This window comes from Nocardiopsis sp. LDBS0036, assembly GCF_041228755.1.
GTDB classification, from domain to species: domain Bacteria; phylum Actinomycetota; class Actinomycetes; order Streptosporangiales; family Streptosporangiaceae; genus Nocardiopsis; species Nocardiopsis dassonvillei.
The window spans coordinates 1-15,058 of the sequence record NZ_CP141104.1; the positions used below are offsets into that span (position 1 = coordinate 1).

At 71.0% G+C, this 15,058-nt stretch carries 13 protein-coding genes; 8 read left to right on the forward strand and 5 right to left on the reverse strand.

All coding sequences use genetic code 11. The annotated features are described in order from the left end of the window. The 7 genes from UIS43_RS27855 to mobF form a co-directional block, all read left to right on the forward strand. Nucleotides 1-354, forward strand: a 354-nt coding sequence (locus UIS43_RS27855) for a hypothetical protein (protein WP_370013287.1), incomplete at its 5' end; no start/stop codon positions are given. A gap of 266 nt (nucleotides 355-620) precedes the next feature. Then, nucleotides 621-905, forward strand: coding sequence for a hypothetical protein (locus tag UIS43_RS27860; RefSeq protein WP_370013288.1), 285 nt, complete (start codon nucleotides 621-623; stop codon nucleotides 903-905). Nucleotides 906-907: 2 nt separating this feature from the next. Then, entirely contained in the window at nucleotides 908-1,294 is a 387-nt protein-coding gene (locus tag UIS43_RS27865) for a hypothetical protein (RefSeq protein ID WP_370013289.1), read from the forward strand. Between the two features lie 463 nt (nucleotides 1,295-1,757). Beyond that, entirely contained in the window at nucleotides 1,758-1,898 is a 141-nt protein-coding gene (locus tag UIS43_RS27870; RefSeq protein WP_358171856.1) for a hypothetical protein, read from the forward strand. A gap of 809 nt (nucleotides 1,899-2,707) precedes the next feature. Beyond that, on the forward strand, nucleotides 2,708-2,845 hold the full coding sequence (locus UIS43_RS27875) for a hypothetical protein (RefSeq protein ID WP_358171732.1): 138 nt from the start codon (nucleotides 2,708-2,710) through the stop codon (nucleotides 2,843-2,845). Between the two features lie 137 nt (nucleotides 2,846-2,982). Then, a complete protein-coding gene (locus UIS43_RS27880) occupies nucleotides 2,983-3,480 on the forward strand; it encodes a hypothetical protein (protein ID WP_358171735.1) in 498 nt (165 codons plus the stop codon). 296 nt (nucleotides 3,481-3,776) lie between these two features. Next, the gene (gene mobF, locus UIS43_RS27885; protein WP_358171737.1) at nucleotides 3,777-6,935 is read left to right on the forward strand and encodes a MobF family relaxase; all 3,159 of its coding nucleotides are present in this window, start codon (nucleotides 3,777-3,779) and stop codon (nucleotides 6,933-6,935) included. A 132-nt stretch (nucleotides 6,936-7,067) separates the two neighbouring features. On the opposite strand, the gene UIS43_RS27890 is transcribed toward mobF, so the two are convergent. Continuing rightward, entirely contained in the window at nucleotides 7,068-8,396 is a 1,329-nt protein-coding gene (locus UIS43_RS27890) for a hypothetical protein (RefSeq protein WP_358171740.1), read from the reverse strand. Continuing rightward, nucleotides 8,393-8,770 carry a hypothetical protein gene (locus UIS43_RS27895; RefSeq protein WP_358171743.1) on the reverse strand — a complete coding sequence of 126 codons (378 nt, stop codon included), beginning with the start codon at nucleotides 8,768-8,770 and terminating at the stop codon, nucleotides 8,393-8,395. Before UIS43_RS27895 ends, UIS43_RS27890 begins: the two co-directional genes overlap by 4 nt. A 144-nt stretch (nucleotides 8,771-8,914) precedes the next feature. Between UIS43_RS27895 and UIS43_RS27900 the strand changes: the two genes are divergently transcribed. Then, nucleotides 8,915-10,321 (forward strand): DUF2637 domain-containing protein, encoded by a 1,407-nt coding sequence (locus UIS43_RS27900; RefSeq protein ID WP_358171746.1) that lies wholly within the window; start codon nucleotides 8,915-8,917, stop codon nucleotides 10,319-10,321. A 1,683-nt stretch (nucleotides 10,322-12,004) separates the two neighbouring features. Here the strand turns inward: UIS43_RS27900 and UIS43_RS27905 are convergent. The 3 genes from UIS43_RS27905 to UIS43_RS27915 form a co-directional block, all read right to left on the reverse strand. Further along, on the reverse strand, nucleotides 12,005-12,196 hold the full coding sequence (locus UIS43_RS27905; protein WP_238346956.1) for a hypothetical protein: 192 nt from the start codon (nucleotides 12,194-12,196) through the stop codon (nucleotides 12,005-12,007). A 188-nt stretch (nucleotides 12,197-12,384) separates the two neighbouring features. Next, nucleotides 12,385-13,341: a ParB/RepB/Spo0J family partition protein gene (locus UIS43_RS27910; protein WP_370013290.1), complete on the reverse strand. Its 957-nt coding sequence runs from the start codon at nucleotides 13,339-13,341 to the stop codon at nucleotides 12,385-12,387. Next, the gene (locus tag UIS43_RS27915) at nucleotides 13,338-14,495 is read right to left on the reverse strand and encodes a ParA family protein (RefSeq protein WP_370013291.1); all 1,158 of its coding nucleotides are present in this window, start codon (nucleotides 14,493-14,495) and stop codon (nucleotides 13,338-13,340) included. Before UIS43_RS27915 ends, UIS43_RS27910 begins: the two co-directional genes overlap by 4 nt. Nucleotides 14,496-15,058: the final 563 nt, after the last annotated feature.

Consider the following 15,058-nt stretch of genomic DNA (forward strand, 5'->3'; position numbering starts at 1 on the left):
ATGGTCGACCTGCCCGAGGTCGACGCGGCCTGGATCGGTCCGTACCGCTTGGACCGGCTTCCGGACAACCCCGTGGCCAACCGCATGATCCAGGTGTTCGACCGGGGAGAAGTTCCTGGAGAGTGCCGCGGGAACGTGGTGTTCACTCCCGCCTTCTACCGCTCCGAGCGCCAGGAACCGCTGGAGGGCCACCGCCTGGCCCTGCTGCTCAAAATCCGCGCCGAGATCCGCGACGACCTGGCGGCCGGACGCGAACCTCGCCAGCGGCTGTGGCCCTCGGAGATGATCACGGCCTCCCGAGGGTGCACCCTCAGCAGGCGTGGGAGGAGTTCCAGCGAGTCCGTGCACGGCTAGCCCCGGACGAGAAGATCACCGACGTCATCCGCCGCAGGGAGGAGCTGCTGCGCGCTGGCCGTGATCCCGACGACCAGTACGCCTGAGCACAGCGTCGGCCTCGCACCAGAACCTCGGTGCGGGGCCGTTGACGTGTCCGGCTGGCTCTCCTGGGAGTTCGGCGGAATCCCTGCCGTTTCAGGTGCGTGCGTGCTTGGGTGGCCTCGAACAGTGCCTTGACGGGCACGGGCAAGGAGCCGAAGGACCCCCTGACGAACGGAGTAACTGTGCCCCTCTTCCGTCGAGACCCGACACCAGAGGAACTCCAAGCTCAGCAGTACCAATATGAGCTGGAAAAGGCTCGCCGTGAACAGCAACTGCAGCAGCAACGAGAGCGGGAAGAGCAAGCCCAAGCTCGTAGGGAACGACAGGTGCGTATCACTGCGGCCGACACCGCAGAAGCCAAGAGCATCTGCCAGTCGGCACTGGAAGCCATCAACACCAGGTACCAGGGTTACATCGGCCAGGTGAAGGTCGCTGTGCGGGAAACCAAGCTCACCCGGGCGGCCTGATCGTGCGCGGCTCCATCCGAGACGACTACGAGGACTACAGCGACAGGGCCTCGAATCCGATGAAGACGGCTCTGACCAACCTCGGATTCGTGGTCAGCGACCACTTCGGTCGGGACGGTGTGATCGTCACCGGGTGGGATCCCCAGCACTACGAGGGGGACCAGCTCACCTCACAGCGAGTCCGCGTTCGCGTCCGCGAGCTCCAAGAGGTCGAACAGGAGTTGCTGGAGTTGGAAGCCTCCGACGTTCAGGTCCGCAACTCCCTAAACCTTGCCTACACGGCCCCGTACCGAGGATTGGTACGGGGCCGCCGTGTTGCGCACAGGAGCGTCGCCGATCGCCTCAGGTATCCAGTGAAAGAACCTCCGATCAGCACCTTCATCGGTTAGCAAGTTATAGACAAGAGTTCCTTTTCGAGGTCTTTCGTTCTTTTTCGCGTGTGGTTGCGGTGTTTGTGCTGGTGGCGAGGCGCGGGTGGCCTGGGTCGGGGCTTCTTGCGGGCGGGGCGCGGCTCCGGCGGGGGCTGGTGTGCGCGCAGGGATCTGGCGATCCGCAGAAAAAGTTCGGACGGGCGGTTTGGCCGCCCCCACAGAAGGGTAAAACATACAGTGAGCGTCAAGGTTCGCCGCATGATCGAGAACATCGCGACCGTGAGCGGCAAGATCGGCGACATCGTCAAGGTCAAGTGCCAGCAGTGCGGCCAGAGCATCAGCGAGTGCCGCTGCCAGACCAAGAAGTAGCCCGCGAGGGCCAGCGCGACCGGGGCACCCGCTACGGCGGGTGCCCCACCCCCCAGCACCGCCAAGGGCCACCGTTCCTTGAGAACTCCACAGAGAGCCCAGGAGGCAGCGCATGAACCCCGTGGTCATCGTCCTTAGCCCCGGGAACGGCCAGCCGGACCCGGTCGGCACGGCCGCTCCCCAGTCGCCGAACCCCTTCCCGTTCGGCTTCACGTCGGGCCGCAAGGTCCCGCTCAAGACGCCGACGTACTGAGCAGGACCGGGCCCACCGGTCGCCGGCGGGCGGCCCCCGCCGGAGCCGCGCCCCGCCCGCAAGAAGGGTGAGTGCGCAGGTATCACAGAGAAGACTCCATGGGCGTGGCGGCCTGGGTGCGGCGAGCCCGGGCCGGGGCGGGTCCTGCCCCGGCTGCGGCCGCAGATCCGGTTCGGGGAGAAGTGCGCCGGTGCTTCCGGCGTGGAGCCACTTCTGGTGGGGAAGGTGGAGAGCAAGTTATAGCTGAGGGTGACCTTTTTGGATCGTCCTCGGTTTTTTGTGTGTGGTTGCGGTGTTTGTGCTGGTGGCGGGGCGCGGGTGGCCTGGGTCGGGGCTTCTTGGGGGGCGGGGGCGCGGGTCCGGCGGTGGGCGGGGTGCGCGCAGGGATCTGGCGATCCGCAGAAAAAGTTCGGACGGGCGGTTTGGCCGCCCCCATAGAAGGGTAAAACATACAGTGAGCGTCAAGGTTCGCCGCATGATCGAGAACATCGCGACCGTGAGCGGCAAGATCGGCGACATCGTCAAGGTCAAGTGCCAGCAGTGCGGCCAGAGCATCAGCGAGTGCCGCTGCCAGACCAAGAAGTAAAGCCCCCGCACCACCGGGGCACCCGCTACGGCGGGTGCCCCACCCCCCAGCACCGCCAAGGACCACCGTTCCTTGACAACTCCACAGAGAGCCGAGAGGAGGTGAGACCCATGGTGACGGACCCGCCCAAGAACCCCCCGAAGCCCCAGGGCCCGCAGGGCCCCCGCCCCGCCGACCGGAGCTAGAGCAGCACCGGCAGGAACCACACGAGGAGGAACCCGCCATGGCCGACAAGGACGCCAAGAAGCTCCGCCGGGAGATCCAGAAGGACACCCAGAAGCTCCGCCGGGGCATCCAGGAGAACTCGCGCAACTTCCGCGAGGACAAGCCGCTGCGCCGCCGCAAGAGCGGGAGCAACTGAGCCCCACCCACCGCCGGACCCGCGCCCCCGCCCCCCAAGAGGGTGAGTGCGCAGGTATCACACGAAATCGGCATCGGTGTGTCGTAGTTGGATGTGCGGCCCCGACGGGCCGGTCGACAGACGAGGAGACAGGTGTAGTGGTCGAGCAGGAGAGTCCCGCGGAGGCGTGGGTGACGCTGAAGGAGTGGGCGGCGCTGGTGGGGTACAGCCACGGCTACGCGGTGCACGTGATGCCGCGGGCCTATGCGGACTTCCCGGTGCCGGAGCAGCCGCGGCGGGGTGTGAGCGCCAAGGGCGGGGGCGGGGGCAGCGCCCTGTACGACCCGGTCAAGCTGGAGCCGTTCCGGCCGCGTCGGCCCGAGCCGGTGGAGCTGGCCGAGGAGGACCTGGACCGCGAGGTGACGCTGGGCGGGTTCGCGAAGCTGATCGGGGTGGACGGGCGCAGCGTGTCGCAGATCAAGGACGACCGGCCGGACACGCTGCCCGACACGGTGGACGGCCGGCGGTGGTATCCGCGGGCGCGGTTCTTCGCGCGGGACCTGCTGTTGATGTGGAACAGCCGCCCCGGGCGGGGGGCGGGCTCGGACAAGCGGCGTCCGCCGCTGCCGTGGAAGCAGGAGGGGCCGGGCTCCTGAGGGCCTGTTGGTTTCTCGCCCGCGCACCCTTGCCTTCGGCTCCTTGCCCCTGCGGGGCCGTCCTGCCCTGCTGTGCTCCTGGCGGGGGTCTTCGCCCAGGCGGGGCGGCCCCGATCTGCGGGGCGCCCCGCCTGGTCCCGAAAAGGCGGGTGTGCGGGCTGTTTTGTGGGTGATTGGTGCGAACCAGGGGGCTTTGGTGTGCGTCCTAGTCGCCGTAGGCGCGCTCCCGCCCCCTCTGGTGATTTGCGGGCGGGTTGAGCGCGCGGAGAACTTGCTGGACCACCAGGGGGTTGCGCGTGGCGTGGGTGACGACGCTGGGCCCGGATGCTTCCCAGGTCGACTACCGGCTGCAGAGCCAGTGCGGTTGCGACCAGGCCGCCCACACCCACGCCGAGGACTCCCCGGAGCACGCCCACGGTGAGGACGCCGCCCGGGCGGCCGAGGACTACCGGCTGTACGGGGCCGCGCGCGCGGTGGAGCGGGTCGGGTCGGGGTGGGCGGCGTTCGGTGAGAGGGCCGGCACCCCCCTGGGCGATGAGGCCGCGCTGGAGTCGATGCGCCAGGTGATGGCCGGGCGCGATCCGCGCACCGGCGAGCAGCTGGTCGCTCCGAAGATGGCGGTGGATGCGCGGGCCAAGCTCGAGGCCGCCCCGTTGGTGGAAGCGGTGCGTGCGGTGGCCGAGGCCGCGCACATAGCGCCGGAGGCGCTGTTGGAGTCCCCGCGCCTGGCCGCCCGGTTCGCCCGCCTGGAGAAGGGGCTGGTGCGTGACGGGCAGGGGCACCGGGCGCCGGTGGTGGAGCTGGAGGCGATCGCCGAGGCCGCGGGTGTGGACCCGGGCCGGGTGTGGGACGCGGCGGAGCTGGAGCGGGCCCGCGCCCATGGCGATGATCGTGTGCGGGTGGGCAACCGGGGCTATGACCTGGTGCTGAACATGCCCAAGAGCGTGTCGTTGGCCTTCGGCCTGGCCGATGAGAAGACGGCTGCGCAGATCGAGGAGATCTACCTGGAGTCGGTGCGCGAGACCGTGGCCGACGTGGAGGGGTGGGTCGCCTACGGGTTGAGCGGGCATCACGGTGACGGCGAGCGGGCCCAGCGGGTTCAGGCCAGCGGGTTCGCGGCCTCGATTACGCTGCACCGCTCGGCCCGGCCGGTACAGGGGCAGATGGGTGATCCGCACATCCACGCGCACGTGATGATCCCGAACATGGTCCAGTGCGCGGACGGCAAGTGGCGGACCTTGGCTGCGGGCGGGCGTGACCTGCACCGGCATGTGGCGGTCGCGGGGGAGCTGGCCAAAGCGCGGATGCGCGAGAAGCTCACTCGCCGCCTGGGGGCGGTGTGGGAGCAGGACGAGCGCACGGGCGAGTGGGAGATCGCCGGGTTCGATGCGGCGCTGCGCGGGGTGTTCAGCTCCCGGTCCCGGCAGATCAACGCGCTGGTGGGCGAGGACGCCTCCCGGGAGCACAAGCAGGCCGCAGGGCGGGTGCTGGCCGAGGCCAAGAACCCGTTGAGCGAGACCGGCACGGCCCGCCAGGCCTGGCGGGCGCGGGCCGAGGCCGCCCGCTTCGACGTGGACGCGGTGGTGGCGGGCGCCCTGCCCGGGGCGGGCACTGGGGTGCCTGAGGCCTCCCGGCCCTCGTTGGAGGAGCTGATCGCCAGGGTCTGGGATCCGCAGACGGGGGTGACCTCCCAGCGCAAGGTGGCCAGCCGGGCGCAGGTGATGGCCGCGGTGGCGGCCGCGCTGCCGAGCGGTGTGGGCCGGCTCTCGGAGCTGGAGGTGCTCACCGACGCGGTGATGGCCTCGGAGGAGGCGGTGGCGATGCCCACCAGCGAGGGGGCGCACCTGTCCAACGCCGACCGAGTGAGCTCGAGGCGGATCGTGGAGGCCGAGCGCACGATCACCGGGTCCGCGGAGCGGCGCCTGGGCCAGGGCGTGGCGGTGGTGGAGCGCAAGCGGGCGGTGGCGGTGCTGCGCGCGTTCGAGGCCGAGCGCGGGTTCTCTTTGTCGGCGGAGCAGCGGCGGGTGGCCGGGCGGCTGATGGGGGCGGGCCACGGCCTGGACATGGTGCGGGGTGTGGCCGGAGCTGGCAAGACGACGCTGATGAGCGCGGTCAACGCCGGTTGGCAGGAGGCTGGGTACCGGGTCGAGGGTGCTGCGGTGGCGGCGGTGGCAGCCTCCAACCTGCAGGCGGAGTCGGGGATCGCCTCGAGCACAGTGGCGACCTGGCTGCAGCGCATCGGGTCCGGTTCGGGCCTTGCGGGTGTGGACGTGCTGGTGGTGGACGAGGCCGCGATGGTCAACGACCTGGACATGGCGGTGCTGGTGGCCGAGGCCGAGCGTACCGGCACCAAGATCGTGGGTATCGGCGACCCCAAGCAGCTTCGGGCGATCGGGGTGGGGGGCACGTTCGCGGCGGTGCACACCCTGGTCAAGGGCGACACGTTGACGCGCAACCGCAGGCAGAGCGACGCGGTGGACCAGCAGGCGCTGGCGGCGTGGCTGGAGGAGGGGCGCGAGGTCGCCCTGTCGGTGTGGGGGCGTGCGGGGCGCGTGCACGCCGCCGAGCGCGCCCACCAGGCGCACGAGGCCATCGCCCAAGCCTGGTGGGGCGACCGCCAGGGGATCGAGGACCGGTTCCAGGGCGTGGAGGACGTGTTGGTGCTGGCGGCCCGCAACGGGGACGTGGACGAGCTCAACCACCGCCTGCGGTCGCTGGCCCGGGCCGGGGGGCACCTGCAAGGCGAGGAGGTCGGTTTCGCGCTGCGGGGTGGGGAGCGGCTGGCCTTGGCGGCCGGGGACGTGGTGCGGGTGCGTCGCAACGACTACCGGTCCCGGCGCGGTGAGGGCGAGGACGTGCTCAACGGGTTCCGCGGGGTGGTGGCCGAGGTGGACGCCCGGCGCGGGGCGCGGGTGGAGTGGCGCCGCCGGGGGCGTGTGCACAGCGCCTGGATCAGTCCTGAGGCGATCGGGCGGGGTGACCTGAGCCATGGGTATGCGATGACGATCGCGGCCGCTCAGGGGCTGACGTGCACGCGCGCGCACGTGTACGGGATCGGGGCGGACGCCCATTCGCTGTATCCGGCGATGACGCGCTCGCGCAAGCGCGCGGATCTGTACCTGGCCTCGGAGGCGTTGCAGGATCCCAGGCTGCGGGAGCGGCTGGCGGGTGCGCGCAACGACAAGGACGTGGTGGAGGCGTGCGTCAGCGCGTACGCGCGCACGCTGGAGGTGCGCGGTGAGGGGCTGGTCATCGACGAGCTGGACGGTGCCCGGCCTGGGTCGGCGCAGAGTGAGCCCCCTCGGCGCCCGAATGTGGGTCCGGGGCGCGGGGGGATCGACGCGCCGGTGGGTGTGGACAAGGCGCTGGGCAAGTTCGCCGCCCGCAAGGGTGCGGTGGGGCCGGTGAACCGGCGCAGGAGCGGTCCGGGGCGCAGGGGCGGACGGGCCACGTAGGGTCCGGCGGCCGGGGTCGGTCGGCTCTTGTGGTTGTCCCGCCAGCTGGCGTACTCGGGTCTTTTTGGGTGTTCATGTGCTTGGACAGGCGGGGCTCGGCCGAGTTTGGGTGTGGGGATCCGAGCTTGAGCTTTACACCGTCAAGGTAAAGGTGTTGTCTTCACCCGCGCCCTCACCCGCTACCTCCACCAGGTGTTTCACGGCCAGTTCAGCGGCCCTTTCCTGGGGGGCCCAGCCCCGGTCCCGATACCAGTGGGCGGCCCGGGCGGCCATCACCGTGATCTGCCGGACCGCTTCCAGACAGGCGTCCTGGTCCTGTAGGTCCTGCGGCTGTGCGGCGGCCAGGGCGCGGCCCGCCTCGCGCAGCCGGGCGGCCGCGACGGTGGCCGAGGCGCGCACCGGCGGGCGTCCCGCGTGATTCCAGTCCCGCTCGGCCGCCTCCAAAGCCCCCACTGCCGGGGCCGGTGCGGCGGCCGAGGCAAGGGTGAGCGCATCGGACAGGGCCGCGACCCCGGCCGCGCGCGCCCCGGCCCCCCAGGGCCCCCACAGCTCCACCTGGGCGCGCACCGCGTGGGCGATGCCTGCCCAGGGCCCGCCCTGGTGCACCGGAGCCGGGGCGGGGGGCGCGTCGGCGAAGCGGGCCCGCACCCGGGGCAGGGACAGGTCCGGGGCCAGGGAGGCACCGGAGAACCACACCGGCTGGCCGTCGGGGGCCACGTCCCCGGGCAGGGCCAGGGCGTAGCCCGACACCTCCCCGGCCGCCGTGGTGCGCTGGCGCAGCAGCCCACCACCCGCGCGTAGGGAGGCGAAGAACTCCTCCTCGGTGCGCGCGGCGGCCGCGGCACGGCGTGCCAGGCGCTCCAACACAGCGCGTGAGGGCTGGGGGCGGCCCTGGCGCCGGGCCTTCTCGGTCTCGCCCCGGGTGGGGGAGGGGGCGGAGGTGTGGTCGGCGGCGCTGGTGGGGCGCAGCCCCAGCTCGGCCTCCAGCAGGCGGCACTCCTCGCGCAGGCGCAAGGCGTCGTTGTGGATGTTGGGGTTGGTGTCGTCCTGGCGGGCCAGGGTCGCGAGCAGGTGGATGTGATGGCTCTCAGTGCCGTCGTGGCGTACGGCCACCCACCGGCAGGCCCGGTCGTCGCCCAGAGGAGCCACACCGCCGGCCGCGGCGATGCGCTGGGCCACCCGCTCCCATTCGGCGTCGGTCAGGGGGCGGTCGGTGGGAGCTACGCGAATCGCGCAGTGCCACACGTGGCGGCGCACCTGGGGGCGCACGAACCGGTCCAGGCGCCGGGCCAGCACGCGCAGGTCGACGTCGGGGTCGGGGGAGCGGCCGGGGTCAGGCACACTCAGGGTGCGCCAGGCGCCCACCTGGTGGGGGTCGGTGTGCTCGTTGGCGCTTCCGGGCCCGTACAGGTACTGGAGCAGGCCGAGGGTGTCCTGGCCGCGCATCACCTTGGCGATCATCGCTGCGCGCCCGCGACGGCGTCCCCGGCGTTCTCGAGGGTGTCCACGGCGGCCGCGGTGCGCTCAAGGAGCCAATGGAGCTGGTCGGAATCGGTGTGGGCCAGCGCGCGCAGGTCGGCGCCCAGGTGTTCCAGGGCGATGACGGCATCGTTGAGGGCCACCAGCGTTTGGCGGGCGTCGGGTGAGGTGGCCAGGGTTTCGCGGGCCACGCCCAGGGCGGCGTGGGCGGCGAAACCGCTCAGGGTCATCTCCTGGTCCTTGGCGGCCTGGAGCAGTAGGGCGTGCTCGTCGTCGCTGAGGCTGAGCTTGACGTAGTTGTCGCGGCGGATGCCGATCCTGCGGTTGCCGCGCCGGTGCTGGGGTGTGTCCTCCATGGCCGGCTCCTTGCTGGGTGGTGTGGCGTTGCCTGGTGATGATGGCCGATGTGGGCGGCGGAGGCGAACGCGGGGCGGAAACTAGGGGCGGGTCGGCGGCTTCTGACACACTCGTCCGGGTTCTTGGTGATTTGGGAGAGACCGATGTCCGATTTGCTGTCCGCCTCGACCTGGTGGTTAGTGTGCGCCGCGGCGCTGGTGGTGACGGGGGTGGCGGTGTGGGCCATGCGCCGTGCGATCTCGCGCAGGCCGGCCCCTCGTGCGGGCCGTGCGGGGGCGGTGCCTTTGCACGGCGGCTACCTGGTGGCCACCGTGGTCATCGCGGTGGTGGCGCTGGCGCTGATCCTGGTGGCGTTCACCATGAGCTATGCGGCCCTGTATGAGTCGGCCACGTGGCTCGAGGACACCCAGCTGCACGCGATCAATGACGGTGACCTGCGGTTTTTGTTCCCCGTGGGGATCGACGCGGTCATCGTCTACTTCCTGGCCATGGATCTGCTCATGGAGTGGCAGGGGCGGCGCCACGCCCTGAACCGGTGGGCGGCCTATGCGCTCTCGGCCATCACGATCATCCTCAACGTCTCCCAAGGGGACGGATCCACAGCCTCCTACCTGGGCCACGCCGGCCCGCCGATCGTGATCATCTTGATCGCCGAGGGGGTGGCGGCGTGGATCCGACACCTGGCGGGGCTCGCGCACGGCCAGGCCGCCGACCGCATCCCCGTGGGGCGGTGGATCGCCCACCCGGTCTCGACGCTGAAGGTGGCCCGGTTGATGTTGGGGTGGGGTATCACCTCCTACCCGCGGGCGCTGGAGCACGAGCAGCGCCGGCAGTTGGCCTATGCGATGCTGCGCGAGCAGCACGGGCTCTCCTGGCGCCGACACACTCCGCGGCACCTGCGGTGGATGCTGGACAACGGCTACGAACTCGACACCGCCTTCGAGCTGACGCGGGCCATGACCGCTGCCACGGTGGCCATGACCGCCGCTGAGGCCACGGCCCTGGCCAGCCCCGATGGCCAGGTTGGCCACAGTGGCCAGCGTGGCCACGACGGTGTCCACCAGGAACCGGCCGCCGCCCTGGAGGAGGGCCTGGATCGGCCCGATCCCGACCCTGCCGAGGGCCGTGGCCAGGACGCGGCGGACACGGTGGCCACTGCCCCAGAGGCGCCCGTGGTCGAGGCGGCCACCGGCACCGAAGAGGACTCCGGACAGGAGGCGCCCGCCCCGGTTCCCGAGAGCGTGCCCGCCCCCTACTGGACCCGGGAAGGACCCGTGGTGCAGAGCCCTATGCCCCAGGAAGAGCTCGCGGCCCCGGCGAGCTCTGAGCCCTTGGCGGCCGCTGAATCCGAGCCCGTGGTGCGGGAGAAGGCCGTGCCGGAGCCGCTCTCACCTGAGCAAAAGCGCGAACGTGTGCGGGAGTTGCTGCGGAGCCGTCCCGAGATCACCGACGCCGAGATCGCCGAGCACATCCACGCATCCCCGCGTACCGCGCGCCGCTACCGCAGCGAGTTGACCCAGCAGAGCTCGCTGGTGGACACCTCGCGCTAGCGGCCCCGGACAGGGTCGGGCGCCCCTCGCCTGGGACAGGCCCGAAGCCGAGGTCGGCAACGTCCCGGGCGGGGTGGTATGGCATGTGTCCACAAGACGCCGGCCACGCCGCGGACACGATGTCCACGGCCCTGGCCACCATGGCCACATGCTCGGGGGCGCGCCGGGTTTTACCGCGTAAAACCCTCCGGTGCCGGTCGGTGTAGCGCGCCCCCGGGAGCGGGCGCGGTCCGTGCCGAAGGCGTTGTCCACCACCCTGGCCACCGTGGCCACCCGATCTGGCCACGGTGGCCAGGGCCCGCAGAGCGCGAAGCGCACCCCACCGGTGGAGGACACAGCGTTTTACGCGGTAAAACCCCGAGCCCTGCACGCCCTAGACGCTGACCTGGGAAACCGAGTCCGGGCGCGCGCCGCGAGGCCTCCCCGAGGACGAGGGACCCCGCGCCCGGGCTCCGGTTTCGGCAGCGGCAGCGCACCGCCGCTGCCCTGTCCACGCGTCCTGGACCGGGACACGGTCACTGAAGAGCACCCGCGAGCACTGGCGCATGTGGTGGGTCCAACGCCTCCGTGGCCACGCCCCCGGACAGGCTGCCCTGGGGCGTGGCCACGCGTGGACAGCTCTGGCCATGCGTGGCCACGGGGGGCGTGCACGCCGGGGGGCGCAGCAACGAGGCGGGCGCCCGCGCCCATGATGGCCAGGGTCCGGAGAACGTGCCCGGGGCGGCGGCCAAGGAAGACGGCCGCCCATGGCCAGGGGGCGCGCAGCGGTTCACAAAACCTCAGGTTCAGGCTGCGGTCGGTCTCCAGGTCCATGGCGGGGACGGAGTCATCGAGATCGCGCCGAGCACAGCCCGGCTTGGCTGGCGCTAGAACTGGTCTCCCGGGGCCGGTCGGTGTTCGCGGTGCTGGGAGGGGTACCGCGCCCTGCCACCCCGGCGTGGCCACTCAGGAATAGGCGCGTGAGCTGCCGGTTCTTAGTCAAAGGGTCCTAGATGAAGAGCGCCTGCGCCTGTGGTCGCTCAAAGGACGGAGCTAGCAGGTCCCCTTACCCCTGAGGGTCTACGGGCCGGGGGCGGCCACGACGCAGGACCCGTCGTAGGCCCACCCCGGGTGAAGGAACTCACGGGTTTTACCGCGTAAAACCCTGCGGTCTCAACTCGTGCCCCCGCATCTGGGGACACGGCTCCGGCCACCGCTGGCCATCGTGTCCCGGGCCTTGGCCAAGCCTGGGCAACGGTGGCCACGCTTGGCCAAGACCGGGACACGGTGATCGCGAGGATCGGACAACGGTGGCCATCAGAACGTGCGAGGCGAAGAGCCGCGCCCGGAGCGCGGCCATCCCTGGCCACGATGGCCAGACCCCGCCAGCGGCGCCGACCATGGTGGCCACACCCCTTGGCCACTGTGGCCGGGCGACCGGTTCATGGCACGCGCTGGCCCCTTGAAGGCGGGCTCGGCGGTCACCGGGAGGCGTCCGCAGGTTTTACGCGGTAAACCCCGAGCCCTTGCCCGGCCCGCGAAAGTGCGTGTGGGCGCGCCCGTAGCTCGGCGGGTTTTACCGCGTAAAACGAGGGCGGCAAGAGAACGCTTTGGGGGTGGGCGGTCCGTGAGGCGCTGCGCCGCCCCTACCGTCCCTGCGACAACGAAACATCGCAGGTGACATGGGAGGCGCCAGCGCGCGTGCTAGGTCTCTCGTGTGGCCTCGTGCAGGCGCACCCGCAGCCGGTCCGCCAGGGTTGAGATCCGCTCTGCGGTGGGTGTGTGGGGGGCGGCGGCCGCTGCGGCCTCCAGGACCACCAGCACATCGTGGGCCTCTTCCAGGGTCAGCAGCGGCGGCACCGAGCCCGGTGCGAGCAGGTCGTCAACCAGATCCACCTTGGTGGGTAGGCTCTGCCGGATCCGGGTGCGTGCCGCCCCCAGCCCGCTTGGTCCCAGGCCTGCGCGCCGCTGCCCCATCGTGTCGCCCCTCGTGCTGGTGGTTCCTTGTCCGAACCTAGCGCGACCATCCTCCCCCGGAGGGTTCTCCGGTCTCACGCGGTTCGGGTCCGCAGGAGTCCGGTGGGTTAGAGCCGGTCCAGGAACGCCTGCGCGAACCGCTGGAGTTCGTCGGGCCCCAGCCCCGAGGCCAGCTCCTTGTAGACCTGTTCGGCCAGGGCCTCGGGCTCGTCCCAGGACAGGTCCAGCGTCAGTTGCTCACCGGTACGCGGTGTGCCCTGGGGCTGGGTGGCGCCTCGCGGGGGGCTCTTGGCCACCGCCGCGGCTTTGGTTGATGCGGAGGAGGTCGGCGCTGGGACGGTGGGGTCGGCGGTTTTTACCGCGTAAAACTCCTCCTGTTGTCGGTGGGCGGCCAGCTGCTCCTGGGGTGGGAGTTTGCCCAGTTCCCGGGCCTGGGCCAGCTTCAGTTCCCCCTCTTTGAGGGCCTGCTGCAGATCCGGGTGCAGGTTGAGGAGGATGAGGCGTTGGGTGATCCACCCGTTGGACTTGCCCAGCAGCGTGGCCGCCTGGGACCGGTTCAATCCGTGGTCGAGGAGCTTGCCGATCTCGCGGGCCTCCTCCAGGGGATGCAGGTCCTGGCGGTGGATGTTCTCGGCCAGCACTGCGGCCCGCAGGGTGACTTGGTCATCGTCCTGTGGGCCGCGGGGGGTGCGCACGTGCACCGCCACGGTTTCCAGGCCGGCCTGGCGTGCGGCGGCCAGGCGGCGGTTGCCGTTGATGACGACGAAGGCGGCCTCGGACACCGCCGCCTCGTGCTCGGGGTGGGCCTGTACGTAGGCGCGCCGGGGCATGACGTGCAGCGGCTGCAGCAGCCCGTGCTCTTTCAGGCTGCCCGCGAGTTCGGACAGCTCACCCAGGCTCTCGCGTGGGTTCTCGGGGTTGCCGACCAGGTGTGCCAGGGGCACCCGGGCCGGGTCGGTGGGGGCCTCGCCCGCGGCCTGGGAGATGAGCTGGCGGCGGGCGCTGGTGGCGCGGCCCGCGGCGCCGAAGGAGGCCGAGCGGCCCAGTTTGTCGGCCTTGCTCATGAGAGGATCCCCGCGATCTTGCGCATGGCGGCGGCCTGGTCGGACTTGGGGTCGTAGACGAGTAGGCCCTGCTTGCTGCGCACCGCCTCGCGCTGCTCCTTGCGGTCGGGCACCACGGCGATCACCGCCGGGTCGCCGATCTCCTCCCATGCCTGCAGGGAGGAGGTGGCGATGTATCCGCGGCGGCTGTCGTACATGTTGACCACCAGCCCCAGGTAGTCCACGTCCAGGCGCATGTCTTGGCGCAGGTCCTCGATCTGGCCGGTCAGCAGGGTGTAGGCGTCGGCGCTGGAGTCCTCGGCCTGGACCGGGATCACCACCCCCGAAGCGCCGGGTTTCTCCTCGGGGCGGCGGCGACCGTAGTAGATGGCGCTGTCCATGGCCAGGCCGAGGCTGGGCGGGCAGTCGACCACGATGACGTCGAAGTGGGTCTCGAGCGGCTCCAGGGCCCGCTCCAGTGCGGCCTCGCGGGCGCGGATGGTGGACAGCTTCACGTCCAGGACGAACCCGTCGGCGCACGCTGGCAGCAGGTGGAGGCGGTCCCCGAAGCGCTCGTCCTCGATGGGTACGACGAGGTCGGCCAGGTCCCCTTGGGCCTCGCCGGTCATGTGCTTGACCAGACTGTCGCTGCCCAGCGCCAGGTTGGCCACCCCGAACTGGGCGGTCAGGTGGCCTTGGGGATCGAAGTCCACCAGGAGCACGCGTTGGGCGGGGCCGCCGTATTCGGTGCCTTCGGCGTAGGCCTGGCCCACCCCAGCGGACAGGGCGGTCTTGCCCACACCGCCCTTCTGGTTGGCCATGATCCTGCGGCGGGGATGCGGTGTTGCCACGTGCTCCTCCTGTGGGGAAGGGTGGTCGGCGAGCCAGAGCTCCAGGGCCTGCGCCAAGCCCTGGATGTAGGAGACCCCGCGGTCGGTGCAGCGGGCCTTGAAGTCGTCGTAGGCACCGGGCGGAAGCCAAGTGCTGAACGGTGGGGCCCCGGAGGTGTCCACCACAGGCTGAGGCCCGACTTGCTGCCAGGCCTGGAGCGCTTGGGTGACCACGTCCTGCATGTCGAGTCGGCGCTCCGCAGCGCGGACCTTGACTCGTGCCCGGAGCTGTCCGGGCAGCTTGGAGGTGACCTTCTCCCTCTCGCCGGAAGTTGGTGATGCCATGGGCGTTACCTTACTAACGCGCCAGGTGAGTGGTAGCTCCTCGCCTAGCGCGCCGCGTTCTTTTACCCCGTAAAACGGCCGGACCCGGGACTGGCTCAGCAAGGACGCTTCCCCTAGGCATGGTGCGGGGCTTGGGGGGCTGACGAAAACTAACGGCCAGAGCCCCGTAAAGGGTCAGGGACGACGTTGTGCAGGTTGGCCAGCTGTCGTGCGTGATGTCACGCCGTTCCTTCCCTGTTCTGGGCACCACCGTGCTTGAGTGGCATCGCCCCGAAGCGAAGGAGTCTCCGTGAGCATCCAGGGCCGAGCCCGCCCTCGCCCAGCCACCGGCCACGACGTCCAGGCCCTCGTCGAGTTGCGCCTCGCCGCGGCCTCGCCCCAGGCGGCGGTGAACACCGCGGCGGTCTGTTCGGCGGTCACCTGGCCGAGCGGGACGTTGTCGCCGAGCTCGCGGCGCAGCCGCCGCAGCATCTGGCTGCAGGAGCGGACCGTATCGGCGTCTAGGTCCCGGCGGGCTAGGAACTCCTGCCAGGACCCCGCCCGGCCTCCCGCGACGTCCCGGA

Excerpts from the sequence above, each read along its gene's own strand:
- UIS43_RS27870 (WP_358171856.1), top strand. The coding sequence starts at position 1,758 with ATGAACCCCGTGGTCATCGTCCTTAGCCCCGGGAACGGCCAGCCGGAC.
- UIS43_RS27875 (WP_358171732.1), top strand. The coding sequence starts at position 2,708 with ATGGCCGACAAGGACGCCAAGAAGCTCCGCCGGGAGATCCAGAAGGAC.
- UIS43_RS27890 (WP_358171740.1), bottom strand. The coding sequence starts at position 8,396 with ATGATCGCCAAGGTGATGCGCGGCCAGGACACCCTCGGCCTGCTCCAG.
- UIS43_RS27895 (WP_358171743.1), bottom strand. The coding sequence starts at position 8,770 with ATGGAGGACACACCCCAGCACCGGCGCGGCAACCGCAGGATCGGCATC.
- UIS43_RS27900 (WP_358171746.1), top strand. The coding sequence starts at position 8,915 with ATGTCCGATTTGCTGTCCGCCTCGACCTGGTGGTTAGTGTGCGCCGCG.
- UIS43_RS27910 (WP_370013290.1), bottom strand. The coding sequence starts at position 13,341 with ATGAGCAAGGCCGACAAACTGGGCCGCTCGGCCTCCTTCGGCGCCGCG.
- UIS43_RS27915 (WP_370013291.1), bottom strand. The coding sequence starts at position 14,495 with ATGGCATCACCAACTTCCGGCGAGAGGGAGAAGGTCACCTCCAAGCTG.